The sequence below is a fragment of the Nocardia arseniciresistens genome, assembly GCF_046764875.1.
Taxonomy (GTDB): Bacteria; Actinomycetota; Actinomycetes; order Mycobacteriales; family Mycobacteriaceae; genus Nocardia; species Nocardia arseniciresistens.
On the sequence record NZ_JBKORD010000007.1, the window covers coordinates 123,846 to 148,630 of the forward strand.

The following is a 24,785-nucleotide window of genomic DNA, read 5'->3' on the forward strand; positions in this document are numbered from 1 at the left end:
TCTAACATCAGCCATGTTCGAATTTGGGCCTTTCGAACATCGAATCTGTTGTTTATGTTCGTACGCATGGATCAAAGCACGGACCAAAGCTCGGGCAGGGGCCTCCGGGCCGGTCGGCTGGCCACCTTCGCCTACTTCGCGCTCAACGGCTTCCTCATGGGGATGTGGATCGTGCACATTCCAGCCATCGAACACCGGGCCGGAGTCAGCCACGCCGTACTCGGGTGGCTGCTGCTGATGCTCGGAGCAGGGGCCTTCGCGGGAATGCAGGTGGTCGGCCCGCTGACCGACCGGTTCGGCGCACGCACGGTCGTCCCGGTCAGTGCGGCTCTGTTCAGCGCGTCCCTGATCCTGCCCGGGTCGGCCACGAACGCCTGGACGCTGGGTGCGGCGCTGCTACTGGTCGGCTGCGGCAACGGCTCCATGGACGTCAGCATGAACGTGCATGCCGTGCAGGTGGAACGGGCATACGGGCGGCCGGTTATGTCCGCGTTCCATGCGACCTATTCCATCGGCGGTGTCCTGGCCACACTGATCGGCGCGCTGACGCTCAGCCTGGGCTGGAGCCCCGCGCTCACCCTGGGCCTGGCGGCGACGTTCGGGTCGGCGGTGTCGGTGGCGGCCGCTCCCCCGCTGCTCCGGCTGGAGCGGGAGCAGGCACCCGGCGCAGGGACAGAAACCGAGCCCGTGCGCACTCCTCGCCGCATTTGGATCCTGGCGTCGCTCGCGCTGATGCTCATGCTCTGCGAGGGCGTGGCGAACGACTGGAGCGCGTTGCACCTGCGGGACGTTCTCGATGCCTCCCCGGCCACCGCCGCCTTCGCCTACGGCGCGTTCGCCACCGCGATGACCGTCGGGCGATTCCTCGCGGACAGGACGTCCGCTCGGTTCGGGGCGATGGCGATCCTGCGCTACGGCGCAGCGGTGGCCGGGATCGGGCTTGCGACGGCGGCGATGTCGCCGTGGATTCCGCTGGCGCTGGTCGGCTGGACGATTGCGGGGATCGGCCTGTCCGGTTGCGTGCCCCAGTTGTTCAGCGCGGCAGGGCATACCGACCGGGCCGCCGCCGGGGCGAACGTCGCCCGGGTCGCCGGGATCGGCTATCTCGGGGTACTGGCCGGTCCAGCCGTCATTGGGCCGATGACGCGCTTCATGCCGTTGAACACCACGTTCCTACTGCCGGTGACGTTCTGTGTGATCGCCGCGTGTACGGCGGGGGTGTTGCGGGAGACGTCGGTGAGGAGACTCTTACCCCCTGCTAACTTGCGGACATCTCACTGAAACGCGAGGTCAATAGCGTACACACGCATGTCGACAAGGGTGGCCACACTGGCTGATGCGGCGGGACGGCCGCTGCGGGAGGTGGTCTATACGACGCTGCGTGGCGAGTTGATGAATGGGGACATCAGGTTCGGGGAGCGGCTGACGGAGCCGAAATTGGCGGCGCGGTTCGGGATTTCGCGGACGCCGATTCGGGAAGCGCTGACAGTGCTGTGCTCGGATGGGTTGTTGCAGCGGGAGGAGTACGGCTTTACACCGGTACGGCCGAGCATTCCACTGATTCGCGACCTGTACGAGTTGCGACTCACGTTGGAGCTGGGGGGAATTCAGCGAGCGATCGATAATTCCGTGGTGCGCCACGACCACGCGCTGCTCGAGAAGGAACGCGCCGGTTGGCTGGCGTTGCGGGCGGATCCACCGGTACAGGAGCCGGGGTTCGTGGTTCGCGACGAGGAATTCCATGTCACCTTGCTGACGGCGGCGGGCAACGCCGAGCTCGTCCGGTCGTTGAAGGCGGTGAACTCACGGATCCGACACGTCCGGATGTACGACTTCATGGTCAACAACCGGATCGAAACCACCATATCCGAGCACCTCAGCATCCTGGATGCCGTTCTGGCCGAGGATCTTTCGCTCGCATACCACTTGCTGCACACCCACGTCGGCGGGTCCCTCGATGTGGTGCTCGATCGGGTCACGCGGGCTATCACCGCGATGTCTCTGGCAACTGAATAGGAGGTAATGGTGCATTCGATACGAGTACAACCGCAGGCATCGCCCACCGAACGTGTTGCCGCCGCCTTTCGGCGGATCGCGGAGGTGGATCGGCAAGAGGTGTGGATCACGCTGCGCGCGGAAGACGACGTCGCGGCCGAGGCGGCCGCCGTCGAACAGCGGCTTGCCGAGGGTGAGTCACTGCCGCTGGCCGGAATATTGGTGGCGGTCAAGGACAACATCGATGTGGCCGGGCTGCCGACCACCGCGGCCTGCCCTGAATTCGCCTACACCGCAACAGTTACCGCGTCTTCGATAGAGCGGCTGATCGCGGCGGGCGCGATCGTGCTCGGCAAGACCAACCTGGACCAGTTCGCCACCGGCCTTGTCGGCACCCGCAGCCCGTACGGCGCCGTTCGTAATGCGCACTACCCGGAGTTGATCTCCGGCGGCTCCAGCTCGGGGTCGGCGGTGGCGGTCGCGTTGGGCATCGTGGACATCGGAATCGGCACCGACACAGCCGGATCCGGCCGGGTACCCGCTGCGCTGCACGGAATCGTCGGTATCAAGGCGACGCTCGGCGTCATCCCGGCACACGGTGTCATCCCGGCTTGCGCCGACTACGACGCCGTCACCGTCTTCGCCACCGACCTCGACCGCGCGGTCGCTGCCGCGGCCGCGATGGCGGGGCCGGAGCCGCGCGACCCGCGCAGCAGGAACTGGCCCTCGGACGTCCACCTCGCCGCACCCGAGGCGTTGCGCCTCGCCATCCCACGCGCCGAGGATCTGGCGGCGCTCAGCGCCCCCTACCGCGAAGCCTTCAACCGAACCGTCACCGCCGTAACGGGTTCCGGTGCCGCCACGGAAGAAGTCGATATTTCCGCGTTGCTCGACGCCGCCCGTCTGCTGTACGACGGCGCGATCGTCGCCGAACGCTATGCGGCGGTCGGCAAGTTCCTCGCTACCGCGCCCGCGGGCGCGGATCCAACGGTGTCGGCGATCATCGATGCCGCGCGGTCGACAACCGGTCCCGGATTCGCGGAGGATCTCGAGACGTTGGCAAGGACACGCGCGTCGGCCGCCGCGCTGCTGGCCGATTTCCACGGGCTGCTGCTGCCGACGACCACCGAGCACCCGAGTATCGCTGCCGTGCAGGCGGATCCGTTGACGATCAATCGGCGGCTGGGCACCTACACCAACTTCTGCAACCTGCTGGATATGGCGGCAGTGTCGGTGCCCGGTCTGCCAACTGTGGACGGCCTCCCGTTCGGGGTGATGGTCGTCGTCCCGGCCTTCGCCGATCAGGTCGCCGTCGATATCGCCGCACGGATCGTCGGCGCGGACACCGCTGCGACTCTGGTCGATCGCGGCACCGAACTGGCGGTGTTCGGTGCGCATTTGCGTGGCCAGCCACTGCACTGGCAGCTCACGGAGATCGGGGCTCGGTTCGCCGGGGAGATCCGCACCACCGACGCCTACCGACTGACCGCGCTGGACACCGTTCCGCCGAAGCCCGGGCTGGTCCGTCGCGGCGACGGTCTCGGCGCACCGATCCTCGGCGAGCTCTTCATGGTATCGGATGCGGGCCTCGGCCGATTCCTCGCCGCGTTGCCCACACCGATGGCGTTGACCAGCATCGAATTGTCCGATGAGCGTTCGGTTATCGGCTTCGCCTGCACCTATGACGCCGCCGAGGCGGCAACGGATATCACCTCGTTCGGCAGCTGGAAGGCCTACCTCCAACGCCAGAACTAGGGCTGAATTCACTCCCGAACGTTTGTCTTAAACATTTGTACTAGACAAGCGTGCAACGCTCTGTTAAACATATGTCTAAGACATTCGAGTCAGAGCAAGGGACCAGAACATGAACGCCAACTCCGCCACCCCCACCGACCAGCCTCGCGTCCTCGTTTCCGGCGGTGGAATCGGCGGCAATGCCGTGGCGCTGCAGTTGCTTCGGGCAGGCATCCGGGCCACCGTCGTCGAGCGTGCCGACGCGCCACGCCCTGGCGGTCAGGCTGTCGACCTGCGCGGACCGAGCAGCGAGGTGGCGCAGCGGATGGGCCTGATGCCAGGCATCCGCAAGCACCAGCTCGACGAGCGCGGCATTGTGATGGTGGACAGCGACGGCAAGGAGCTGCTGCGCATGCCCGCCGAAATGTTCGACGGCAAGGGCGCGGTAGCCGAAATCGAGCTCACTCGCGGAGACCTCAATCAGGTACTGCTCGACGCGCTCGCCGAAGCGGGCGGCGTGGACTACCGGTACGGCGAATGGATTACCGAGATCAGCCAGGACGACACCGGCGTCGAGGTCACCTTCGCATCCGGCGGCACCGAGCGCTTCGACATCCTGATCGGCGCGGACGGGTTGCACTCCGCCACCAGGCGCCTGGCATTCGGACCGGAAGAGGAGTTCTCGACCTATCTCGGCGGCTACATGTCGTTCTTCACGCTGCCGACCCCCGCGGGCACCGAAGACAATTGGTTCACGATGAACTCACTGGTCGGCGCGACAAGTGTCGGCCTTCGTCCCGACTATGACCCGTCCACTTGTAAAGCGATCATCACGATGCGCACCGACGCCGATTCGACGCTGCGCCGCGATATCCCCGCGCAGCAGCAAATGATCCGTGAGCGGCTCACCGGCGGCGGCCGCATCGCGACCACGGTCAGCGACGCCATGGCCGCGGCCGGTGACTTCTACTTCGACGAGCTGGCGCGGATCGACATGCCGACCTACTCGAAGGGCAGGGTCGTCCTGCTCGGCGACGCGGGTTACTGCGGATCGCCGCTCACCGGTCAGGGCACCGCGATGGCTTTGGTCGGCGCCTACGTGCTCGCGGGCGAAATCGTCTCGAACGCAGGTGATCCGGCGCGGGCGCTCGGCCGCTACGAAGAGGTGCTCCGCCCGTTCGTCGCCACGGCACAGGAGCTGCCGCCGGGCGGCCTGAAGGCGATGACGCCGAAGTCCCGCTTCGGGATTCGCGCGGGCCACCTGGTCAGCAGGCTGATGACCGCCAAGATCATGAAGCCGCTGATGATGAAGATGCTCAGCGGGACCGACGCCTACGACCTGCCCGATTACGCCGTGCAGACCATCGGCTGATCGCCGGACACACGATGACCGACGCCGTCCACCACGGCGCCGGTCATCGTCATTCGATCGTGGTTCGCTCGTCGAGCAGGAACGGCAACAAGAAGTTTCGCAGCATAGCCCGCTCCTCGTCCTCCCCCGCGCCGGGCAGGGTCAACAGGGAAACGATCACCCGTACCATCCACTGCCCGAGCATCCGCGCCGCGTCCGCGGGCAGACCCGGCCGGTAGCCCGCTACGAATCCGGTACCGATCGCATCGATCACGTGCGACGAATTCGACAGCTGGGCAACGATTCCGGAGTTCGCCGGCTCGAACCACACCGCCAGGTGCGGTGTCTTGCGCACCTCCGCAAGCACCGCGGCCACACCGTCGAGCAGTTGCTCGGCACGGTCGGTACCCGCATCGTCGGGACGATCGCGCCAGACCCGCTCGACCAATTGCCGCGCCTCCCGGCCCGCGAAGGCCACATACAACGTCTGGCGATTGTCGAAGTAGCGATAGAGCGTCGCCCTGGAACACCCTGCGGCGTCGGCCACTTCGGCCATTCCGACGCCGCTGACGCCCTTCTCCGAGAACAGCATGCGCACCGCGTCGAGGATGCGTGCTGTTGCCAGTTCCGTCCGGCCGTCGGCCAGCCAGTCCCCGTTCATGCCGCGCACCGGAACGGGACGGTCGTCGGCCTGCGCACATAAGGGCCGGGTGCGTACTCGACCGCGTCGATGTCGACCTGATAGTCCGGGAACCGATCGAGCAGCTCCTCCAAGGCAACTCTCGCCTGCATCCGCGCGGCCGCGGCGCCGAGGCAGTGGTGCGGGCCGTGGCCGAAGGTCAGGATTCGCTGCGGGTTTCGGTCGATGTTCAGTTCCTCCGCGTCGGCACCGTATGCCCGGTCGTCGCGGTTGGCCGCACCGTAGAGCAGGAACACCTTTCGTCCAACCGGCAACGTCTTTCCGTGCAATTCCACATCGCGCGTGGTTGTCCGAGCCAACCCCTGCACGGGCGAGGTGAGCCGGGCGAGTTCTTCGATCGCGAGTTCGATGCGGTCTTTGTCGGCCACGAGCGCGGACCGCTGCTCCGGGTGCTGTTGCAGCAATTGCACTGCGCCACCGAGTAATCCGGTGGTCGTATCGTTGCCGCCCGCGACCATCGTCCAGGTGTAGGCGAGGATCTGAATGAGGCCACGCATATCCTCGGCGTCGGCGGCCATGCCCGCTTGCACCAATAGCGAAACTGTGTCGTCGCCGGGTTCGGTGCGGCGCCGTTCGACGAGTCCGGCGAAGTAGCCGAGCATCTCCATCGAAGCCTGCTGCGCCTGGGTATTGCGTGCGTCGATACTTCCAGCGACCACGGCATCGGTCCACCCGTCGAACCGCCCTCGATCCTCGGCGGGCACCCCGAGATAGTGCGCGACAACCATGCTCGGCAATGGCTTGAACAGCTGCTCGACGATATCGCCGCCACCATGCTCGGCCAACAGATCGAGGCGTCGCCTGACGAACGCGCGCACCACCGGCTCGACGTCGACCACCTGCCGCGGCGTGAATCCGCGCGCGACCAATCGCCGAAACTCGGTGTGCACCGGCGGATCCTGCATAACCAGCGGCGGGTTGTCGGTCAGCCCGATCTGCTCCAGCTCCCCGTACTCCACCGTCAAACCGTCGCTGGAGGAGAAGGTCTCGGTATCCCGCACCGCCGCATACACATCGGCGTGCCGGGTCAGCACCCAGTAGTCGTTCTCGGGCTTCGCCTCCGGCACCACATGATGCGCCGGATCCTGGTCGCGCAGGGCGGCATACATCCCCCATGGCGACTTCCAGGTCTCGCCCGAGCGGAGTTCGAACCGGGGAGCGTCGCGATACTCTTGAAGCAACATGTAGCGACGCTAAGACAGATTAGCAATTTTGTCCACACCGGTCGGGGGGCGGCCGGGCCGGTCACCCCTCGTGAACCGGCCCGACCCATACCTGGGTGGGATCGTCGGCGTGCACCGAATGGTTACCTTCGGCAGTGGCGGGTCGCCGGTCAGCTCCTGGAAGTGCCATGGGCTCTATCGAAAAGCCAGCCGGAGCGGTCACCCCTCGCGGACCGATCCGGCTGGCCTTCTCCCAAGAACACGACCTGTCAACCCCTCGAAGACAGGTCGCGCCCGGTTCCACAAACAATGCCGCCCGGCGCTTGGCACACCCTTAACAAGATCTTGTACGCGAAAAAGCACAGGTAGACCCGCCGATATCACCGGGAACCGGTCGAGTTGCCACCATATGAGCGCGAATCGCGGGATGATGAAAAGAGGGCGCCAAGTAGATTGGAGCGGCGATGGAAACCGTGGTCGTGTGGATACTGGCCTGCTTGCTGTACTGGTGGGGCCTGCTGTAGAGCGCAGTAGCCGCTTTCGACGCTCGGGTCAGTCGATCGAGGTCGCGGACTCCGCTACGGTTTCGTCATGGACTGGATCCGGCATTGCGCAACCATGATCGAGTGATGCTGCGATCGGCGTCCCGCTGTGGATCAGCGCAGGGTTTCGGTGACGAGCTCGGTGGCGTCGGCGATTACGGCTTCGCCGGCCGTAGCGTCAACCGTTGCCTTGCGAGTCAGTATGGCGATCACGATCGGGGCTCGGCCGCCGTCCGGCCAGGTGATCGCCACGTCGTTCATGCAGCCGTAGTCTCCGGTGCCGGTCTTGTCGCCGGTCGCCCAGCCTGCGGGCAGTCCGGCGCGTATGCGCTTTTCGCCTGTGGTATTCGCCTTCAACCAGGCGATCAACCGATCGCGCTCCGGCGCGCCGAGTGCGTCGCCGAGAACCAACGCACGATAGTCGGCGGCCAGTGCGGCGGGGGTTGTGGTGTCCTGCGGGTCGCCGGGGACAGCGGCGTTGAGCTCGGGCTCCCAGCGATCCAGCCTGCTCACCTGGTCGCCGAGGGTACGCAGGAACGCCGTGACCGCCTCGGGGCCGCCGAGTTCGCGCAGCAGCAGGTTGGCGGCGGTGTTGTCACTGTGGGTGATCGCCGCTTCGGACAGCTCGGCCACCGACATTCCAGTGGCCACCCGTGTGCTTGTCACCGGCGAGTTCGCGATGAGATCGGCGGGAGTGAATTGGATGACCCTGTCGAAGTATCCGGTATCGAGCGGATGCGCCTTCAACAATGCCGCGACGGCAAGGGTTTTGAAGGTGGAAAGCAGCGGGAAGCGCTGGTTGCTGCTGTTCGACACGGTTTTGTCAGTGCCGGTATCGACCGCGAATAGGCCGATCTGGGATTCGTAGCGCAGCTCCAGGTCCGCGATCCGCGCGGCGTTGCGCACCGGAGCCTGCGCCGTCGCGCCCGGAAGATCCTGTGCCGCCTTCGAATCGGTGTCGCAGGCGGCCAGCAACGGGAGCATCGACACGGCGGTCAGTGCTACCCGATGGTTACGCGTCAGCCGAAACATGACCTCACTGTGTCAGGCGGTCGAGTCGCCGGAAAATCGGGGCGGCGACTCGACCCTGCGCAGCCGAGTCAGCCCTGTGCGGGCGGCGGGGTCGCGCCATCGTCGAGACCGGCGCGGACGCCCTCCTCGACCCGCTTGCCGAGATCCGAGTCCACCTTCGACCAGTACTCGAAGACTCGGGTGAGCACCGGCTCCCGCACACCGCCGAGCACGTGGCCGACGATGTTGTTCACCAGGCGGTCGCGCTGGTCATCGTCGAGGACCTCGCGCACCAGGGTGCCCGCCTGGGTGAAGTCGCCGTCCTCGGGGTGCTGGATGTAGCCCGCACGCACGATGGTCGGATCGAAGTCCCAGCTGCCGCCGTCGGGCGCCCGGTCCGGGTCGGCGTGCGGGCCGCCGAACGAATTCGGTGCGTAGACAGGCACATTCGCGTCGTTGTAGTCGTAACGCATGGCGCCCTCCTTGGAGTAGGAGTTCACCTCGGCGGCCTTGGCCCGGTTCGGCGGCAGCTGCGCGTAGTTGGCGCCGATCCGGTAACGGTGTGCATCCGCGTAGGCGAACACCCGGCCGAGCAGCATCTTGTCCGGCGAGAAACCGATGCCGGGCACGACACTCGAAGGCTCGAAGGCGGCCTGCTCGATATCGACGAAGTAGTTGCCAGGGTTGCGGTTCAGGGTCCACTTACCGACCTCGATCAGCGGGTAGTCCTTGTGCGACCACACCTTGGTCAGGTCGAACGGGTTGAACCGGTAGCCGTCGGCCTCGGCGACCGGCATGACCTGCACGTGCACCGTCCAGCTCGGGAACTCGCCGCGCTCGATCGACTCCCACAGGTCCTTGCGGTGGTAATCGGCGTCCTCGCCCGCGATCCGATCGGCGTCGGCCTGGGTCAGGTAGTCGATGCCCTGGTCGGTCTTGAAGTGGTATTTCACCCAGAAGCGCTCGCCTGCGGCGTTGATCCACTGGTAGGTGTGCGAACCGTAGCCGTTCATGTGGCGGTAGGTCTTCGGGACGCCGCGGTCCCCCATCAGCCACGTCACCTGATGCGCGGTTTCCGGACGCAGGGTCCAGAAGTCCCATTGCATGGTGTGATCGCGTAAACCGCTGCCGGGCAGCCGCTTCTGCGAACGAATGAAGTCGGGGAACTTGATCGGGTCCTTGATGAAGAAGACCGGGGTGTTGTTGCCGACGAGGTCGTAATTGCCGTCCTCGGTATAGAACTTCACCGCGAAACCGCGCGGGTCGCGCCAGGTGTCCGGGCTGCCCTGCTCACCGGCCACGGTCGAGAACCGCACCAGCGACTCGGTCCGCGCACCCGGCTGGAACAGCTTGGCCTTGGTGTAGCGGCTGACGTCGTTGGTCACAACCAATTCACCGTAGGCGCCCGCGCCCTTGGCGTGCACGATCCGCTCCGGCACCCGTTCCCTGTTGAACTGGGCGAGCTTCTCGATGAGGTAGTGGTCGTGCAGCAGGATCGGGCCCTGAGTACCCGCGGTAAGCGACTCGTCGTCGCTCTGCACAGGGGTACCGCTGTTGGTGGTTGTCGGCTTGGTCATCTCGAAGCCTCCTTGGCTGATGTGCAACATCTCGGGTGGGCTGACCCGCGATGTCAGGTGAGAGCCGTCCTTAGGAACGACATGTAGGGCATAGACCCCAGAACACGACCTCGGCCTCGTCGATCGTGAACCCGTGATCGTCCACGGGTTCCAGGCAAGGGGCGCTGCCCACGACACAATCCACGTCCACGACCGTGCCGCAGCGTCGGCACACCAGGTGATGATGGTTGTCCCCGATCCGGGTCTCGTAGAGCGCGGCCGAACCGGCCGGCTCGATACGCCGCAGGATTGCGGCATTCACGCAGGCCCGAAGCACGTCGTAGACGGCCTGCGTGGATACCGAACCCAGAGCTTCCCTGACCGTGACAGCCACCTGATCGGCGTCGGAATGTGGTCGGGCCGCGACCGCATCCAGCACCGCGACCCGCGGGGCGGTAACCCGCAGGCCGGCCGCGCGCAACTGCTCGCGCGGATCGGTGGCGTCGGTGTGCATGCCCCCGATAGTTGCCGCTTTTCTGGAATTAGTCAAGATAAGAATTGGAATCAGTCAAGAAAAGCCGCGGGTTCGATGGCCGCCACCACCCCGCACACCGCGACCCCTGGCATCGGCGGCCTATCGAGAATTCTTGCGCCGCATGTACTTCGCCAACTCGTCGTAAGCGCCGTCATTGTTGGCGAACTCGACGACGTTGCGAGCGGATTCGAACCAGGCACCGGTACTCGGTTTGATCTGGGCCAGTGCGATCTCGATGTCCCGCATTGTGACGGGACGTACGGCGCCCGAGGTGATCGAGTCGGCCATTGCCAGCTGGGTGGCCGAGGTGCACACATGGGCGAGGTCCGCGCCCGAGAAGCCGTCGGTGCGCTTGGCGATCTTGCCGAGATCGATCCCCGCGACCGGCCGAGCACGCAGGTGGTGATGCAGGATCGAACGCCGCGCATCGTAATCCGGCAGGGTCACCAGGATCATTCGATCGAAACGACCGGGGCGGCGCAGTGCGATATCGACATCCCATGGATGGTTGGTCGCGCCCATCACATAGATGCCCTCGTTGCTGCTCGACATCGAGTCCATCTCGGTGAGCAGCTGGTTGACCACCGAACGCATGCCCGCCGAGTGCGTCATCTGGCTGCGCTTGTGGCCGAGAGCATCGATCTCGTCGAAGAACAGCACGCAGGGCGCGTTGCGGCGCGCGGTCTCGAACACCTGGTGCAGATTTCGTTCACCTGCGCCGAGGTAGATGTCGAGCACCTCGGCGATCTCGATCGGGAAGAAGTTCGCGCCGAGCTCACCGGCAACCGCCGAGGCGATGAAGGTTTTGCCGCATCCCGGCGGGCCGTAGAGCAACAACCCACCCCTGGCACTGGTGCGGTAGGCCTTGGCGAGTTCCGGGTTGCGCAGCGGTCCGAGCAGCGACAGGTCGAGCTGCCGCTTCACCTCGTCCATTCCGCCGACCTCGGTGAGAGTGAGGTTGGGACGTTCGATGAAGGCCACGTCATCTTCGGAGATGAAGGTATCAGCGGCGCCCCCGACGGAAGCGGGGTCGACGAAAGCCGGTGCGATGATATCGCCGACCTGGCTTTCGGCTGCCTGCCAGTCGTACTGGTGAGGCTGGTCGCGGTCGGGTTCGGATCGGTCGGGATGGAATCGGTCGCGCTCGGACGCTGCAACGCTCGGTTCGATCGGGCTGTCCGCCGCAATCGGCTCATCGTCGACAGCCGAGGCTGCGACGAGCGCGGTGGTGCACCGCTGTAGCAACGCGAGCACCTCTGCATTTCGCTCGTCGGATACAAGAGCCTCCGCGCAATGCGCGAGCGCGTCGACGTGCCTGCTTCGGTCGAGGAGCAGCTCGATGACGCGCACGCGAATCGGCAGCACATCGGGGCTGCGTTCCAGCAGCGCAAGCATTTCCGTCAGCACCGGATCTTCGCTCACAGCGCCCCCTGTCCATGTTCGTGCTCCGCCCTGATTCTAGGCACGAGTGACCCGGCGGCCCGTCTCGCCGGTCGATGCGAGCGGCTCGCCGTTGCCGTTGCGCGGGTCACATCCGACGGCGCGGAATAGATCGCGGTGCGCCGAGGTTGATCCCCTCTGTCGGCGTCCGGACAGCCCCGGGCCTCACCCCTTTTTGTCGCTTCGAGCGACCACCCGCCGAGAGGCGCTTGTGGGACGTCGGCATCCGAGTCGTGACGCTGCGTGGCGTCCGGCGACTCAGCGCCGCCAGGTCTGCGGGCCTGGCGGCGTTTCGCGTATTCCGGTCCTTTGGGTGAACGACGTTCAGCCTGTTGACCCTTGCATCGGGTCCTGGCGCGATAGCCTTTGCCCATGGGGCGTTTCTACGGATTCCTGGCAGGAATCGCGGCGGTATCGCTGGTGGCGGGGAGCGTGTTTGCCGGGAGTGCGCAGGCGAACTCGGCCGGGCAGGTCGAGTGCGAGGTGTCCTCCGGCCGGCAACCGGAGCGGGCCGCACCGGAGCAAGTGGGGCTGGATTCGCAGCGGCTCGCCGAAGCGCTGGCCTTCGCGGGCGGGCGAAATCGGTTGAACGTGCAGATCTTCCGGCACAATTGCCTGATCGGCGAGGGCCCGACGAACGACCAGACCGGAAACGTCGCGTGGAATATCTGGAGTGCGACCAAGAGCGTGGTCTCCATCCTTGCCGGAATGGCATGGGATCGAGGCGAACTCGACATTGATGCGCCGATCGATCGGTATCTGCCGCCGGGGCTCGGCGACGAGGTACATCGGTCGATCACGGTGGAAAACCTGCTCACCGAGACCTCGGGCATGCCGGTCGGGGTGCTCACCGAGGGCATTACCGGCGTGATTCCGCTCGACCCGAACAGTGCGGTGCAGGCGCTCGGGGTGCCGTTGGTCAACCCGCCGGGCGAGGCCTTCAGCTACAGCCAGCGCAATGTCGACCTGCTCGCGTATGTCATCGAGCTCGCGGTCGGTGAACCGTTGCAGGAGTTCGCGCAACGGCAGCTGTTCGATCCGCTCGGCATTGCCCGCGGCGACTATTACTGGGCTCGCGATCGCGCTGGGCATACCTACGGCTACGCCCACTTGATGATCCCACCGAACGATTTCGCAAAACTCGGCCTGCTGGTGAGCAACGAAGGCCGTTGGGGCACAGCACAACTGGTGTCGCAGGAGTATCTGCGGCAGGCGCACCGGCCATCGGCGAGGAACAGCTGCTACGGGTACCTTTTCTGGGTCGGACCGGCCTGCACGGAGACCCCCGCCTTCCTGCCCGCCGATGTGTATTCGATGGCGGGGCTCGGCATGCAGGACGTCTTCATCATCCCGAGCCTGGACATGACGGTGGTCTGGACCGGAGTCTTCGGCAACCGCAGCAGTCAAGGTCCGTCCGGAGTCGTGCAGAACACCGCGGAATTGCCGCACGAGTTCTTCCGCAAGGTGTTCGCCGCATTCTACGAAAACCCACTACCCGACCCCGGCCCCTTCGTCGAGCCGCCGGTGCGGCTGGACCCGAGCAGGTTCGTCGATTCGAACATCCTGCTCGCGGTATTCGGGATCGGACCGTCCGCCTACCCCGGCTGCAATGTCTTCGCCTGCCTGAACCAGCCGCTCGCAGCGCCTTTCGCGGATACCGCACCCGGCTGCGTCGTTCTGGTCTGCCTCGGGCCCGATCCGCGCACACCCGGCATTCGCTGAATCAGCGAAGTCGGCTCCCCCACCGAGGAGCTCTCTTCGAAGCCGCGATCGCGGACCGCATCGACGGCCCGCGGCAGCCGGATCGACGCGACCGGGCGAGGTGTGAATGCCGAACGGCGCAGTGGTCCAACCGAATTGGACCACTGCGCCGTTCGATGAACTCGATGTTCGCCCTACCGATCGGCGAGCAGGACCTCGGCGATCTGGATGGTGTTCAGGGCGGCACCCTTTCGGAGGTTGTCACCCGAGAGGAACAGTGCGAGGCCGCGGCCGTCCGGCACGCCGGGATCCTGACGGATCCGGCCGACGAGGGATTCGTCCTTGCCCGCGGCCTCCAGCGGGGTAGGCACGTCGACGAGCTTGACGCCCGGCGCCTTGGCCAGCAGTTCCTTGGCGCGTTCGACCGAAATCGGTTCGGCGAATTCGGCGTTGATCGACAGCGAGTGACCGGTGAATACCGGCACCCGAACGCAGGTGCCGCTGACGAGCAGTTCGGGAAGGCCGAGGATCTTACGGGTTTCGTTGCGCAGCTTCTGATCCTCGTCGGTCTCGCCGGAGCCGTCGTCGACCAGGGCGCCCGCCAGCGGGATCACGTCGAAGGCGATCGGCGCGACATACTTGTTCGGTGCCGGGAACTGCACCGAACTGCCGTCGTGCACAAGCTTTTCGGCGTCGCCGACCACGGCGCGCACCTGGGAGACCAGTTCCTCGACACCGGCGAGACCGCTGCCGGACACCGCCTGGTAGCTGGAGATGATCAGGCGCCGTAGCCCTGCCACATCGTGCAGCGGCTTGAGCACCGGCATCGCCGCCATGGTCGTGCAGTTCGGGTTGGCGATGATGCCCTTGATCAGATTGCGCGTCTGTTCCGGGTTCACCTCGCTGACCACCAGCGGGACCTCGGGGTCTTTGCGCCAGGCCGACGAGTTGTCGATGACCGTGACACCGGCGGCCGCGAAACGCGGAGCCTGCACGCGGGACATGGTGGCGCCCGCCGAGAACAGCGCGATGTCGAGGCCGGACGGATCGGCGGTCTCGGTGTCCTCGACCACGATCTCGCCGCCGCGCCACGGCAGTTTCTTACCCGCCGAGCGCGACGAGGCGAAGAAGCGGATCTCATCGGCCGGGAAGCCGCGCTCCTCCAGCAGCTTTCGCATGACGGCGCCGACCTGTCCGGTCGCGCCGACGACACCTACTCGAACTCCCATGGCTTAACGTCCTGTTCCCGCGTGGACCACGGCGACATCGTCGCCGCCCAGGTCGAAGGCACGGTGCAGCACCTGGACGGCTTCGTCCAGTTCGGTGTCCTTGACCAGCACCGAGATCCGGATCTCGGAGGTGGAGATGAGGTCGATATTCACACCCGCGTCGGCCAGCGCCTCACAGAAGGTGGCCGTGACGCCGGGGTGGCTCTTCATACCTGCGCCGACGAGTGAGACCTTGCCGATGTGGTCGTCGTAGACCACCTGGGCGAAGCCGATCTCTTCCTGACGCTTGGTCAGCATCTCGACCGCGCGCGAGCCATCGGTCTTGGGCAACGTGAAGGTGATGTCGGTCTTACCGGTATCGATCTTGGAGATGTTCTGTAGCACCATGTCGATGTTGATTTCGGCATCGGCGATTGCGCGGAACACCTTGGCCGCGTAGCCAGGCTCGTCCGGCAGTCCGACCACGGTCACCTTGGCCTCGCTGCGGTCGTGCGCGACGCCCGTGAGGATTGCTTGCTCCAAGGGGATGTCCTCCATCGATCCAGATACGTAGGTGCCGGGCTTGTCGGTGTAAGACGAGCGCACATGAACGGGAACGTTGTAGCGGCGCGCGTATTCCACGCAGCGCAGCATGAGTACCTTCGCGCCGCAGGCCGCGAGCTCGAGCATCTCCTCGTAGGAGACCTGCTCCAACTTCTGCGCATCCGGCACGATCCGCGGGTCCGCGGTGAAGACGCCGTCCACATCGGTGTAGATCTCGCAGACATCCGCCTGCAGCGCCGCGGCCAGCGCGACCGCTGTGGTGTCGGAGCCGCCACGGCCGAGCGTGGTGACATCGCGGCTGTCCTGACTGACGCCCTGGAAGCCCGCGACAAGCACGACAAGGCCCTCGTCGAGCGCGGCGCGGACTCGACCCGGCGTGACATCGATGATCTTCGCGTTGCCGTGCGAGCCCGTGGTGATCACGCCTGCTTGCGAACCGGTGAACGAGCGGGCCTCGGCGCCGAGTGAGTGGATGGCCATGGCCACAAGCGCGTTGGAGATGCGCTCACCCGAGGTGAGCAACATGTCCATCTCGCGGGCGGGTGGCGCGGGGGCCACCTGCTGGGCCAGATCCAAGAGCTCGTCGGTGGTGTCGCCCATAGCCGAGCAGACGACCACCACGTCGTGGCCCTGCTTCTTCGTCTCGACGATCCGTTCAGCGACGCGCCGGATACGCTCGGCGGTTGCCACCGAGGATCCTCCGTACTTCTGAACAACGAGAGCCACGACAGGGTCCTCCAAGATCGACAATCAGCTGCTAACAGCCACCAAGACTACCGACCGGGGTCCAATGGATTTGTCGGTACCTCCTCAGCCCGCGAGTATCGAAGGGGCCGTTCGCGAATCGAACTCGGTCGAAAGGGTCGCCGGCAACCACCGATATTTTGTGTTCTGGAACACCGCGATCAACTACTCGCCGTCCCGCCGGACCCGCACAATCGGCTGGACTCGACCTCGTCGGCGTGCAGGTCGATGGCCATGACATTCGGTCAAGCCCTGGTGAACCAGGTGACCTGTGTTCCATTGCTGCTGACCTCCGAGCGCTGCGTCGGACGAAACAGCGTCGGGCGGAATTCGCCCGCGAAGGCGGGCGTGCCTTTGCCCGCGACCACCGGATAGCTCTTGATGACGAGTTCATCGATCTCGTCGAGCAAGGCGGCGGCGAATTTTCCGCCGCCAGCCAGCCAGATGTCCATGCCCTCTTCTTGCTTCAGCTTGCGGATGAGGCCGACGGGGTCGCTCTCGACCAATTCCACTGTCGGGTCGTCGATCCGGCCGAGCGTGCTCGAGACCACGTACTGCTTCATGTGGGCGTATGGACTCGTGACGCCGATGGCCAGTGCGGGTTCGTAGGTGCCCCTACCCATCACCAGGGTGTCGAAGCTGCGATTCGGAGCATCCACAGCCATACCCAGGTGCGGTCGCGCGTGGGTGGGCAGGGTCTCGGGATACTCGGTGCGAATCCAGTTCAGCATGTCTTCGGGCACCGGGCAGAAGTCGATCTCACCGTTCGGGCCGGCGATGTAGCCGTCGAGGGACATGCCGACGAAGTAGATCAGCTTTCGCATGTAGGTACCGCTCTCTGCGTAGTTGTGGGGTTGTGGGGTTGTGGTCGCGAGGTTCGTCAGACCTTGGTGAGCCAGGTGACCTGGGCCCCATTGCCGAATTCCTTGCGCCGCGTCGGCGCGAACAGCGTCGGGCGGAAGCCGCCGGAGAACATGGACACACCGCCGCCCGCGACGACCGGGTAGCTCTTGACGATCAATTCGTCGAGCTCGTCGAGCAGCTGCGTGGCCAGCTTTCCACCGCCGCAGAGCCAGATATCGCCGCCCTCTTCCTTTTTCAACCGCCGCACCAGGCCGAGAGGGTCGCTCTCGATCAGCTCGACCTTCGGGTCATCGATACGACCGAGCGTGCTGGACACGACGTACTGCTTCATATGCGCGAACGGACTTGTCACGCCTTCCGACAGGCCGGGTTCGTAGGAGCCGCGCCCCATCAGCACCGCGTCGAAGCGCTTGCCGGGTTCACCCGGCGCGATCTCGATACTCGGCCGAAAATGAGTGGGGACGAACTCCGGATACCGCTGGTTGATCCAGGCCATCATGTCGGCGTCGGTCGGATAGAAGTCGTATTCGCCCGCCGGGCCTGCGATGTATCCGTCGAGAGAAACGCCGACGTAGTAAACAAGCTTGCGCATCTTCGAAACCGCCCGATCTGTTGTACTCTGTCTGTAGTGATTTCGAATGTAGTACTACGGATGGAGTGGTGTCAAGTGCGGACCAACCCGCAACGGCGGCAAACGTTGATCGACGCGGCCATCGAGGTGCTCGCGAAAGAAGGTGCCCGCGGACTGACCTTCCGCGCGGTAGACAAGGAGGCGAGCGTGCCCGCGGGTACGGCGTCGAACTACTTCGCCAGCCGCGACGACCTGCTGACCCAGGCGGGTAGCCGCTTCTACGAGCGCCTGCAACCGAGCGAGGCGACCATGGCTCAGCTCACCGATGGACCGAAAACCCGAGCGAACATCGTCGAGTTGCTGAAGGAGACCGTCGCGCGCATCGAGGCCTTCCGCACCGGCTACCTGGCAGTGCTCGAACTACGACTGGAGGCGACCCGGCGGCCGGAACTGCGCGCGGTGCTGAGCGAGCGGGTGCGCGCCGACATCGATTACAACGTGCGCAACCACCTCGCGTCCGGACTGCCCGGCGACGAGAAATCGGTACTTCTGCTGTACCTGGCGCTGAATTGGCTGATCGTCGACCGGCTCACGCTGCCGGACATCTTCACCGAGGAGCAGAGTCAGGAGCTGATCGAGGCGGCAGTAGAGCGGATCATCGGCGGCCGGGACTGATATAGGCGCTTGTGACGCGCATCACTCACGTTCGATAATGGAGCGATGATGGCGAATGTCGGAGACCAACTCCTGGTCCATGGGCACGTTGTGGGACAAGGTGATCGCCACGGCAAGATCATCGAGGTTCACGGACCCGAGGGCGCACCGCCCTACCTGGTGCGTTATGACGACGGGCACGAGTCGCTCGTCTTTCCGGGACCGGACGCGATTATCGAGCCGGGGTAGCGAACTCCAGCCCCATGGGCTTGGCCGGAACGTCATCCGGCCATGCCTGACGACGCATGCACCGACTGCCAAGTCGGCTGGATCGGCGAATTCGCCTTTCCGACCGCACCGTGAGCCCAAAAAGCGTTCGCCCGTTCATGATCGGTCGATACCGGTGACGCGCTCGGCGCGCGGGCCCGCTCGAGGTGGTCTCGGCCACTGACCACACAGTTGACGATCGTATGTGTCGCTGGGCACAATCGGCCGAGTAATTGGGTGGGGGCGGAGGTATGGATGCGCACAAAAACCGATATCCGATTCGTCGTCGATGCCGACCCTGATCAAGTGATGGACGCTTTGGCCGCAGTCGAACTGCTGCCCGAATGGTCGAACTCCTACCGCGACGCACGGGTCGCGTCGCGGGATGACGAGGGTCGGCCGCGACGGGTATTCGTCAAGGCGGAGTTGATGGGCGGACCTGATTTGCAGGTCCTGGAATACGACTGGACCGACAACAGGTCCGAGTGGGAGGTCACCGACAGCACGCGCGGCGTCAAGGGCGGCGGCTGGTTCGAGATTTCCGACGGCGCGGACGGTACCGACGTCTGGTATCACGTCGAACTCTATCTGCCGATCCCGGTTCCCGGGCTCCTGGTCAGTCGGACGCTGCGCCGTTCGAACGAAGAGGCGGTGGCGAACTTCATCGACTTCGCCGAACGATTTCCGGACACCGAAACGACCGAGGCTGTATAGCGACGAGTGACAGCAGCGGGCGCGCAGGAATCCGACGCGCGACTGTCGCACAGGGGTGCGAATATATGGACCATGATCGGTTCCAAAGCGATTCGGCTGCGGCAGGTGTCCGAAGGTGATTCGGTAACTCAGCTCGAGTTGTTCTTCGACCTCGTTCTCGTCTTCGCGTTCACCATGGTCACCGACCTGGCCGCGGAGCAGACCAGCGCGAAGAACCTGGTGCGCGCGACGCTGGTGCTCGCGGTGATGTGGTGGGTCTGGATCGCCTACTCCTGGCTCGGCAATGCGGTGCGCGCCGACGAGGGCGTCACCAGGGTCGCCATGTTCGTCGCCATGGGCGGGGTATTCCTGGCGGCGCTCACCATTCCGGAGGCCTACCGCGACCTGCCGGGCGGTTGGTTCGGCCCGCTGGTCTTCGCGATCGCGTACCTGCTCGTGCGGCTGGTGCATCTGGTCATGTTCTGGCTGGCCAGCACCGAAGACCGGCAATTGCGCAGGCAGGTGATGAAATGGGGAGCCGGTTCGATCACCATCGGAACCACCCTGCTCGTGATCGCCGCGACCACCTCGGGGACGCTGCAGATCGGGCTGTGGATAGCCGCGATCGCGGGCGACATGCTGTGGACCTTGCTCGCGGGCGAGGACTGGCGGGTGAATTCGGCCAGCCATTTCTCCGAGCGGTACGGACTGATCATCATCGTCGCGCTCGGCGAATCGATCGTGTCGATCGGTATCGGCGTGGCCGGACTACCGATCTCGTGGCCGATCGCGCTCGGCTCGCTGCTCGGCCTCGGGATCTCGGGGCTGCTGTGGTGGGCATATTTCGACGTCGCCGCGCTGGCGGTGGAACACGCGCTCGCACGGGCCGAGGGCGAACGGCAGATCAAGATCGCCCGCAATTGCTACACGTATTGGCATTTCCCGATGATCGTGGGAATCATCGCGCTGTCGCTCGGTTTGAAGAAGGTCCTCTACTACGTGGGCGACGCATCGCACCACACGCTGAAGGACGCGTTGTACGGCGTTCCACTGTTCTGCCTGTACGGCGGCGTTGTGCTCTATCTGATCGCGCTCGTCGGGTTCAAGCACTACGCGACAGGCAATGTCACCGTGGTGCGTTTGGTGGCCGCTGTCGCGCTGCTCGCGCTGATCCCGCTGGCCGCCGCGCTGCCCGCGCTCGCATCGCTATCGATCCTGTTCGCGGTGCTCGGCGCGCTCATCCTCTGGGAGATGGCCCGCTACGCGCAGCCGCGCAACGAGATCAGGCACGCGGCACACGACTGAGGTGATGGCGCACCGACGCCTCGGGACGCGAAGGGCCATAGACGGACGGTTCGACGCGCACCTTGTGGTGTACGGCGTCCCTGATCTGATCGATGTTCTCGCGCAACATGTCCGAGACGAGCTCGTCGGTCCGTGGATCCTCCAGCACCTGGAAGACGATGCGGAATGTGGTGTCGGCGATCAACCTGATGATGTCGTCGTGGAACGGAATGAAGCGGACCCGCCCTGCCGCCGGGTCCTTCTTGATGAGCTCGAGGATCATCTCGTCCATTTCGGCGCGGTTCTCCTCCAGCGCCGCGGCGATATTGCGGGTGTAATGACCCGAGCGCAGCACAACTGCGACCTCGTCGAGCACGGCGATGGTCATCGGGCGCTTGATGACGTCGACGATGGTTTTCACGAATCGGTTCACCACGGCGGCGGTCACCCGATCGCCGAGCGCCCGATCGGCGACGCGGCCGACACGGACCGCGATCACCACGATCCGCAGTAACCGGAACCCGCGGAAGAACGGGCTCGTCACCGGGATCATGCCCAGTACCTCGTACCAATAGATGAACGGGAACGTCCACGGCCAGCCCGCCCTGCGCCAGCGCCACAGGAATTCCACGGCGAAGATCGCACACACCGAGTAGTCGATGGCCACGATCACCCGGTGGGTGTGCCCGCTGACCGGAAAGAAGGTGACCCAGGCGACCAGCACCACCGAGACGACGGCGAGCGCCAGCATCACCAGATCCGACCAAAGGGCGGGCGGCTTGCGCAGGAAATCACCGGGCTCCGGCGTTTCGTCGATATCCGAGACAGTGGTCGGAGTTGCCACGTGAGGAATCCCTTCGACGCCGAACGATCCCGCCGAGAGTAATCGGCATCGATGACAGCAGAGCTATTTCCCGGCGCGGACGATCGCCTCGATGTTCCGCTCGGCCAATGCCGCGATGGTCAGCGACGGGTTGACCGTGCCGGTGCTCCCAGGAATGGCGGCACCGTCCATCACGTACAGGCCGGGGTGGCCGTGCACGCGGCCATAGCCGTCGGTGGCCATGCCGAGCACCGCGCCACCCAACGGATGGGCGGTGAAGTTCGCGTTCGCGTCGTAGCCGAGCGCGTTGTATTGGACCGCGTTGGACCGCTCGGCGATGCGCCGGTCGACCGCGCGTGCGGCGGCCATCGTTTCGTCCCGATTCCGGCTCGGCCAGGACAGCCCGACGCGGTTGCTCGCCCGGTCGTAGCCGAAGCGGGCCCTGGCTGGATCGAGCACCATACCGAGCGAGGCGAGCGCGCCGGTCTCGAACGGAATGCCTGGGATGTACCAACTTTCGAGGGTGAGCGGCACCACCGATTCGTCGAGGATCCGGCTGACGCTCGGCACCGCCTGGCCGAGGCCGGCCAGCTCGCTCGCGCCGCGCGCGAGCACCACGTCACCGTTGGTTCCCCAGCCGTCGCCGATGTGTTCGTTGAGGTTGGGCAGGGTTCCGGTGGCCTGGGCACGAACGAGCAGTTCCGAGGTGCCGATCGAGCCCGCACCGAGGAACAACCGATCGCAGGTGAGGGTGCGGGTGCCGAGGACATCGCCGGTCGGCGCGAGTTTGGTGACGGTGACCGAATAACGCCCGCCGGGTTCCTGCCCGATCGCGTCGACCCGGTGGCCGGGGAACACCGCGGACTTGCCGGTGTCCTGCGCCGAGCGCAGGTAATTCTGGTTGAGGTCGAATTTCGCGCCGTTGGAATTGCCGAGATTGCTGCGGGCCGCGGTCGCCGACGGCCGGGATCCGCCCGAGAGTTCGGCACGCAGGACGTTCCAGTTGAATATCGAGTCGTTCGGCAGCGGTTGGTAGCCGGCCCTTCGCACCTGATCGTCCCAGCAGCGGGAGTGGGTGAACGGTGAGGAGCCGTAGAGGTCCGCCGGAATCGTGCTGAGCCGCAACATCTCTCGCACCCGCGGGTAGTAGACGCGGTCCATCTGGCCGTAGTCGACGGTGCCGCCGAAGACCTGGTCGAAGAACCGGCGTTCCGGCGCGACCATCGCGCCGGTGAAGATCACCGAGCCGCCGCCGACAGCCGCGGCACGCCACACATCGATACCCGGATATTCGGTGCAGTCGAGCACGCCGCCGAATTTGGCGAACTGCATCGGAACCTTGGTGACGCCGGTGAAGCTGGTGCGATGCCAGAAGCCGCGGCCGTCGGGCAGGTCGTCGCCGGTGAAGATATCTCGCCACGGGTCACTCGGCCAGCGCGAGCCACGCTCGAGCACCGTGTTCGCGACACCGGCCTCGGCGAGTCTCAAGGCGGTGACCGCGGCCCCGAAACCCGAGCCGATCACGATGGCCGGTGAGTGCGCGGGCGGATCAGGAAGTGGCGCAAAGATTTCCGGTACCCAGTTGCGGAACAGCCCGTGCCAGAACGGATCCGCCGCGGCGGTACCCGTACTCAGCGTCGTGCCAGCGGCACCCAATAATGCCGCCGCACCAGCTGCCTTGAAAAAGGCACGTCTCTGCACCAGCCACCTCCCTCATCACGCATGGCCGAGCGCAGATTACACCGCTATGAGCGGCCGCGTCACCCGCCGAACGGCGCCCGATCGGCCTTGCAGGAAGCGGCGGTATCCGGGAGGAGCAGATCGATCAGATAGCCCTCTCGTAGCCGGCGGGTGCAGTCGCCCGCCGGATCATGCCCGTAGCCGTCGACGACGACCAGCCGCGCATTGCCCATCTGTTGTTGCGCGCGCTTCGCGAACACCAACGGTGTCACCGGATCGAACCGGTTGTTGATCAGCAGCGCGGGTACTTCCGACCGCAGCGTCCACGGGCCGGTGAACCGCTGCGCGTAGCCGCCCTGCGGCGCCGGCCACGAAGCGCATGGCTGCCGCATATAGAGCCAGAACGCCGCATAGGTCGGTCCGGTGCCCGAGAATTCCCGCGCCAGCGCGGGCCACTGGTCGGCGCGTTCGGGAAATTTGCTGTCCGCGCAGGTGATCGCGGTGAAGGAATCGAGGAAATCCAAGCGGACGGCGGCGGCGGCAAGCACCTCTCGCACCAGGGTGGGATTGCCGTCGGCGCCCCGTTCCAGTTCGGCAAGCAGTTCGGCGAGCGCGGGCCAGCCCCGCTGCGAGTCATAGAGCAGCAATGCGTGTGCCTGGATGGCCTCGCCGTAGCTCACCGGCACCGCGGCCGCATCGCGCCCCACTTCGATCGGCCCCTGTCGCAATCGATCCAGCAGCGCACGATCGCGGGCCCGGACATCCTCACCCGCGAACGCGCATTTCGGTTGGCCCGCCTGTGTGCACAACCGGACGAACTCACTGAGCACATCCTCGGTACCGATCGCGGTGTCGGCGATCGCGGCGCTGGAGGAGTTGGTGTACGCGTCCGGATCGATCATCGCGCTCAGCTGCAACGCGCGGACCCGGTCACCGAACAGTGCGCCGTAGACCTCGCCGAGATAGCTCGCGTAGGAGCCGCCCGCATAGGTGAGCTTCGGATCCCCGACCGCGCGGCGGAGCAGATCCATGTCACGGGCGGCGTCGACGGTCGTGAGGTGCGGCAGCAATGTGGCGCTGTGTGCGGCACAACCGGCCGCCAGCTCACGACTTGCGCGCTCGGTGGCGCGCTCCTGCTCGGCATTCGCCGGTGGCTGCGTGGCAGCCGACCAGAACCGTTGCTGCGCATCGGGATCGGCGAAGCAGTGCACCTGCGAACTGCGTCCGATCCCGCGCTGGTCGAAGGTGACCACATCGAATCGCCTGCTCAGCTCGCCGGGAAAGAGTTCACCGCCGCGCGCCCAGTCGAACCCGGAGCCGCCGGGTCCACCTGCCGCGGCGAACAGTGTGCCGACGCGCTGTGCCTGGTCTCCGGCGAGCTGGCGGATGACCGCGAGCGGGATCGTCGCGCCGTTCGGTTGCGCGTAGTCGAGCGGTACGGCCGCGACAGCACATTGATATCTGCTCAGCTCAGGTTCCGCACACGGCGCCCAGTCCAGCCGCGGTGTCGGTGCGGCATCGGACTGCGCGACCAGTTCGGCCGCCCTGGACTGCTGCTGCTCTGATTGCCGCTCGGCCGACTCACCGCAGCCGCCCAACGCGGGCAATAGCGCGATCAGCACACCGAATACGACGATCTTCGACTTATCCACAGCGAGTATCCTCTGCCAACACCATGCCCGCGTCGTCCTCCCTTATGACGAGA

Annotated in this window: 22 protein-coding genes; 9 read left to right on the forward strand and 13 right to left on the reverse strand. The window is 65.5% G+C overall.

Annotated elements, in window-relative coordinates:
* The first annotated feature begins 66 nt into the window (after positions 1-66).
* The 4 genes from ACLMAJ_RS14560 (at position 67) to ACLMAJ_RS14575 (ending at position 5,101) form a co-directional block, all read left to right on the forward strand.
* Complete coding sequence (locus ACLMAJ_RS14560) at positions 67-1,281, forward strand: MFS transporter (protein WP_412014192.1); 1,215 nt, start codon at positions 67-69, stop codon at positions 1,279-1,281.
* A gap of 27 nt (positions 1,282-1,308) precedes the next feature.
* Entirely contained in the window at positions 1,309-2,016 is a 708-nt protein-coding gene (locus ACLMAJ_RS14565; protein ID WP_412014193.1) for a GntR family transcriptional regulator, read from the forward strand.
* A gap of 6 nt (positions 2,017-2,022) precedes the next feature.
* Positions 2,023-3,750, forward strand: a complete 1,728-nt coding sequence (atzF, locus tag ACLMAJ_RS14570; RefSeq protein ID WP_412014194.1) for an allophanate hydrolase — start codon at positions 2,023-2,025, stop codon at positions 3,748-3,750.
* A 109-nt stretch (positions 3,751-3,859) separates the two neighbouring features.
* Positions 3,860-5,101 (forward strand): FAD-dependent monooxygenase, encoded by a 1,242-nt coding sequence (locus ACLMAJ_RS14575; RefSeq protein WP_412014195.1) that lies wholly within the window; start codon positions 3,860-3,862, stop codon positions 5,099-5,101.
* 49 nt (positions 5,102-5,150) lie between these two features.
* Here the strand turns inward: ACLMAJ_RS14575 and ACLMAJ_RS14580 are convergent, their stop codons facing one another.
* The 6 genes from ACLMAJ_RS14580 to ACLMAJ_RS14605 all read right to left on the reverse strand — a co-directional run bounded on the left by ACLMAJ_RS14580 (position 5,151) and on the right by ACLMAJ_RS14605 (position 12,009).
* A complete protein-coding gene (locus tag ACLMAJ_RS14580) occupies positions 5,151-5,741 on the reverse strand; it encodes a TetR/AcrR family transcriptional regulator (protein ID WP_412014196.1) in 591 nt (196 codons plus the stop codon).
* Positions 5,738-6,964: a cytochrome P450 gene (locus tag ACLMAJ_RS14585; protein WP_412014197.1), complete on the reverse strand. Its 1,227-nt coding sequence runs from the start codon at positions 6,962-6,964 to the stop codon at positions 5,738-5,740. The genes ACLMAJ_RS14580 and ACLMAJ_RS14585 overlap by 4 nt, the downstream gene beginning before the upstream one ends.
* A 635-nt stretch (positions 6,965-7,599) precedes the next feature.
* Positions 7,600-8,517: a class A beta-lactamase gene (gene bla, locus ACLMAJ_RS14590; protein WP_412014198.1), complete on the reverse strand. Its 918-nt coding sequence runs from the start codon at positions 8,515-8,517 to the stop codon at positions 7,600-7,602.
* A 68-nt stretch (positions 8,518-8,585) separates the two neighbouring features.
* Complete coding sequence (locus tag ACLMAJ_RS14595; RefSeq protein ID WP_412014199.1) at positions 8,586-10,073, reverse strand: catalase; 1,488 nt, start codon at positions 10,071-10,073, stop codon at positions 8,586-8,588.
* Positions 10,074-10,143: 70 nt separating this feature from the next.
* Complete coding sequence (locus tag ACLMAJ_RS14600; protein WP_412014428.1) at positions 10,144-10,566, reverse strand: Fur family transcriptional regulator; 423 nt, start codon at positions 10,564-10,566, stop codon at positions 10,144-10,146.
* 120 nt (positions 10,567-10,686) lie between these two features.
* Positions 10,687-12,009 carry an ATP-binding protein gene (locus ACLMAJ_RS14605; RefSeq protein ID WP_412014200.1) on the reverse strand — a complete coding sequence of 441 codons (1,323 nt, stop codon included), beginning with the start codon at positions 12,007-12,009 and terminating at the stop codon, positions 10,687-10,689.
* A gap of 390 nt (positions 12,010-12,399) precedes the next feature.
* Between ACLMAJ_RS14605 and ACLMAJ_RS14610 the strand changes: the two genes are divergently transcribed.
* Positions 12,400-13,749, forward strand: coding sequence for a serine hydrolase domain-containing protein (locus ACLMAJ_RS14610; protein WP_412014201.1), 1,350 nt, complete (start codon positions 12,400-12,402; stop codon positions 13,747-13,749).
* 173 nt (positions 13,750-13,922) lie between these two features.
* Here the strand turns inward: ACLMAJ_RS14610 and ACLMAJ_RS14615 are convergent, their stop codons facing one another.
* The 4 genes from ACLMAJ_RS14615 to ACLMAJ_RS14630 all read right to left on the reverse strand — a co-directional run bounded on the left by ACLMAJ_RS14615 (position 13,923) and on the right by ACLMAJ_RS14630 (position 17,700).
* Complete coding sequence (locus ACLMAJ_RS14615; RefSeq protein ID WP_412014202.1) at positions 13,923-14,957, reverse strand: aspartate-semialdehyde dehydrogenase; 1,035 nt, start codon at positions 14,955-14,957, stop codon at positions 13,923-13,925.
* 3 nt (positions 14,958-14,960) lie between these two features.
* Positions 14,961-16,226, reverse strand: coding sequence for an aspartate kinase (locus tag ACLMAJ_RS14620; RefSeq protein ID WP_412014203.1), 1,266 nt, complete (start codon positions 16,224-16,226; stop codon positions 14,961-14,963).
* A 263-nt stretch (positions 16,227-16,489) separates the two neighbouring features.
* Positions 16,490-17,068 (reverse strand): dihydrofolate reductase family protein, encoded by a 579-nt coding sequence (locus ACLMAJ_RS14625; RefSeq protein ID WP_412014204.1) that lies wholly within the window; start codon positions 17,066-17,068, stop codon positions 16,490-16,492.
* A gap of 56 nt (positions 17,069-17,124) precedes the next feature.
* A complete protein-coding gene (locus tag ACLMAJ_RS14630; RefSeq protein ID WP_412014205.1) occupies positions 17,125-17,700 on the reverse strand; it encodes a dihydrofolate reductase family protein in 576 nt (191 codons plus the stop codon).
* Positions 17,701-17,760: 60 nt separating this feature from the next.
* Between ACLMAJ_RS14630 and ACLMAJ_RS14635 the strand changes: the two genes are divergently transcribed.
* The 4 genes from ACLMAJ_RS14635 to ACLMAJ_RS14650 all read left to right on the forward strand — a co-directional run bounded on the left by ACLMAJ_RS14635 (position 17,761) and on the right by ACLMAJ_RS14650 (position 20,598).
* Positions 17,761-18,354 (forward strand): TetR/AcrR family transcriptional regulator, encoded by a 594-nt coding sequence (locus ACLMAJ_RS14635; protein WP_412014429.1) that lies wholly within the window; start codon positions 17,761-17,763, stop codon positions 18,352-18,354.
* Positions 18,355-18,399: 45 nt separating this feature from the next.
* A complete protein-coding gene (locus ACLMAJ_RS14640) occupies positions 18,400-18,582 on the forward strand; it encodes a DUF1918 domain-containing protein (protein ID WP_412014206.1) in 183 nt (60 codons plus the stop codon).
* 273 nt (positions 18,583-18,855) lie between these two features.
* The gene (locus ACLMAJ_RS14645; RefSeq protein ID WP_412014207.1) at positions 18,856-19,314 is read left to right on the forward strand and encodes an SRPBCC family protein; all 459 of its coding nucleotides are present in this window, start codon (positions 18,856-18,858) and stop codon (positions 19,312-19,314) included.
* A 72-nt stretch (positions 19,315-19,386) separates the two neighbouring features.
* Positions 19,387-20,598, forward strand: a complete 1,212-nt coding sequence (locus ACLMAJ_RS14650) for a low temperature requirement protein A (protein WP_412014208.1) — start codon at positions 19,387-19,389, stop codon at positions 20,596-20,598.
* Here ACLMAJ_RS14650 and ACLMAJ_RS14655 read toward each other — a convergent pair.
* The 3 genes from ACLMAJ_RS14655 to ACLMAJ_RS14665 all read right to left on the reverse strand — a co-directional run bounded on the left by ACLMAJ_RS14655 (position 20,576) and on the right by ACLMAJ_RS14665 (position 24,732).
* A complete protein-coding gene (locus ACLMAJ_RS14655) occupies positions 20,576-21,421 on the reverse strand; it encodes an ion transporter (RefSeq protein ID WP_412014209.1) in 846 nt (281 codons plus the stop codon). The genes ACLMAJ_RS14650 and ACLMAJ_RS14655 overlap by 23 nt on opposite strands.
* Positions 21,422-21,484: 63 nt before the next feature.
* The gene (locus tag ACLMAJ_RS14660; protein WP_412014210.1) at positions 21,485-23,101 is read right to left on the reverse strand and encodes a GMC oxidoreductase; all 1,617 of its coding nucleotides are present in this window, start codon (positions 23,099-23,101) and stop codon (positions 21,485-21,487) included.
* 59 nt (positions 23,102-23,160) lie between these two features.
* Positions 23,161-24,732, reverse strand: coding sequence for an alpha/beta hydrolase (locus tag ACLMAJ_RS14665; protein WP_412014211.1), 1,572 nt, complete (start codon positions 24,730-24,732; stop codon positions 23,161-23,163).
* Between the last annotated feature and the right edge of the window lie 53 nt (positions 24,733-24,785).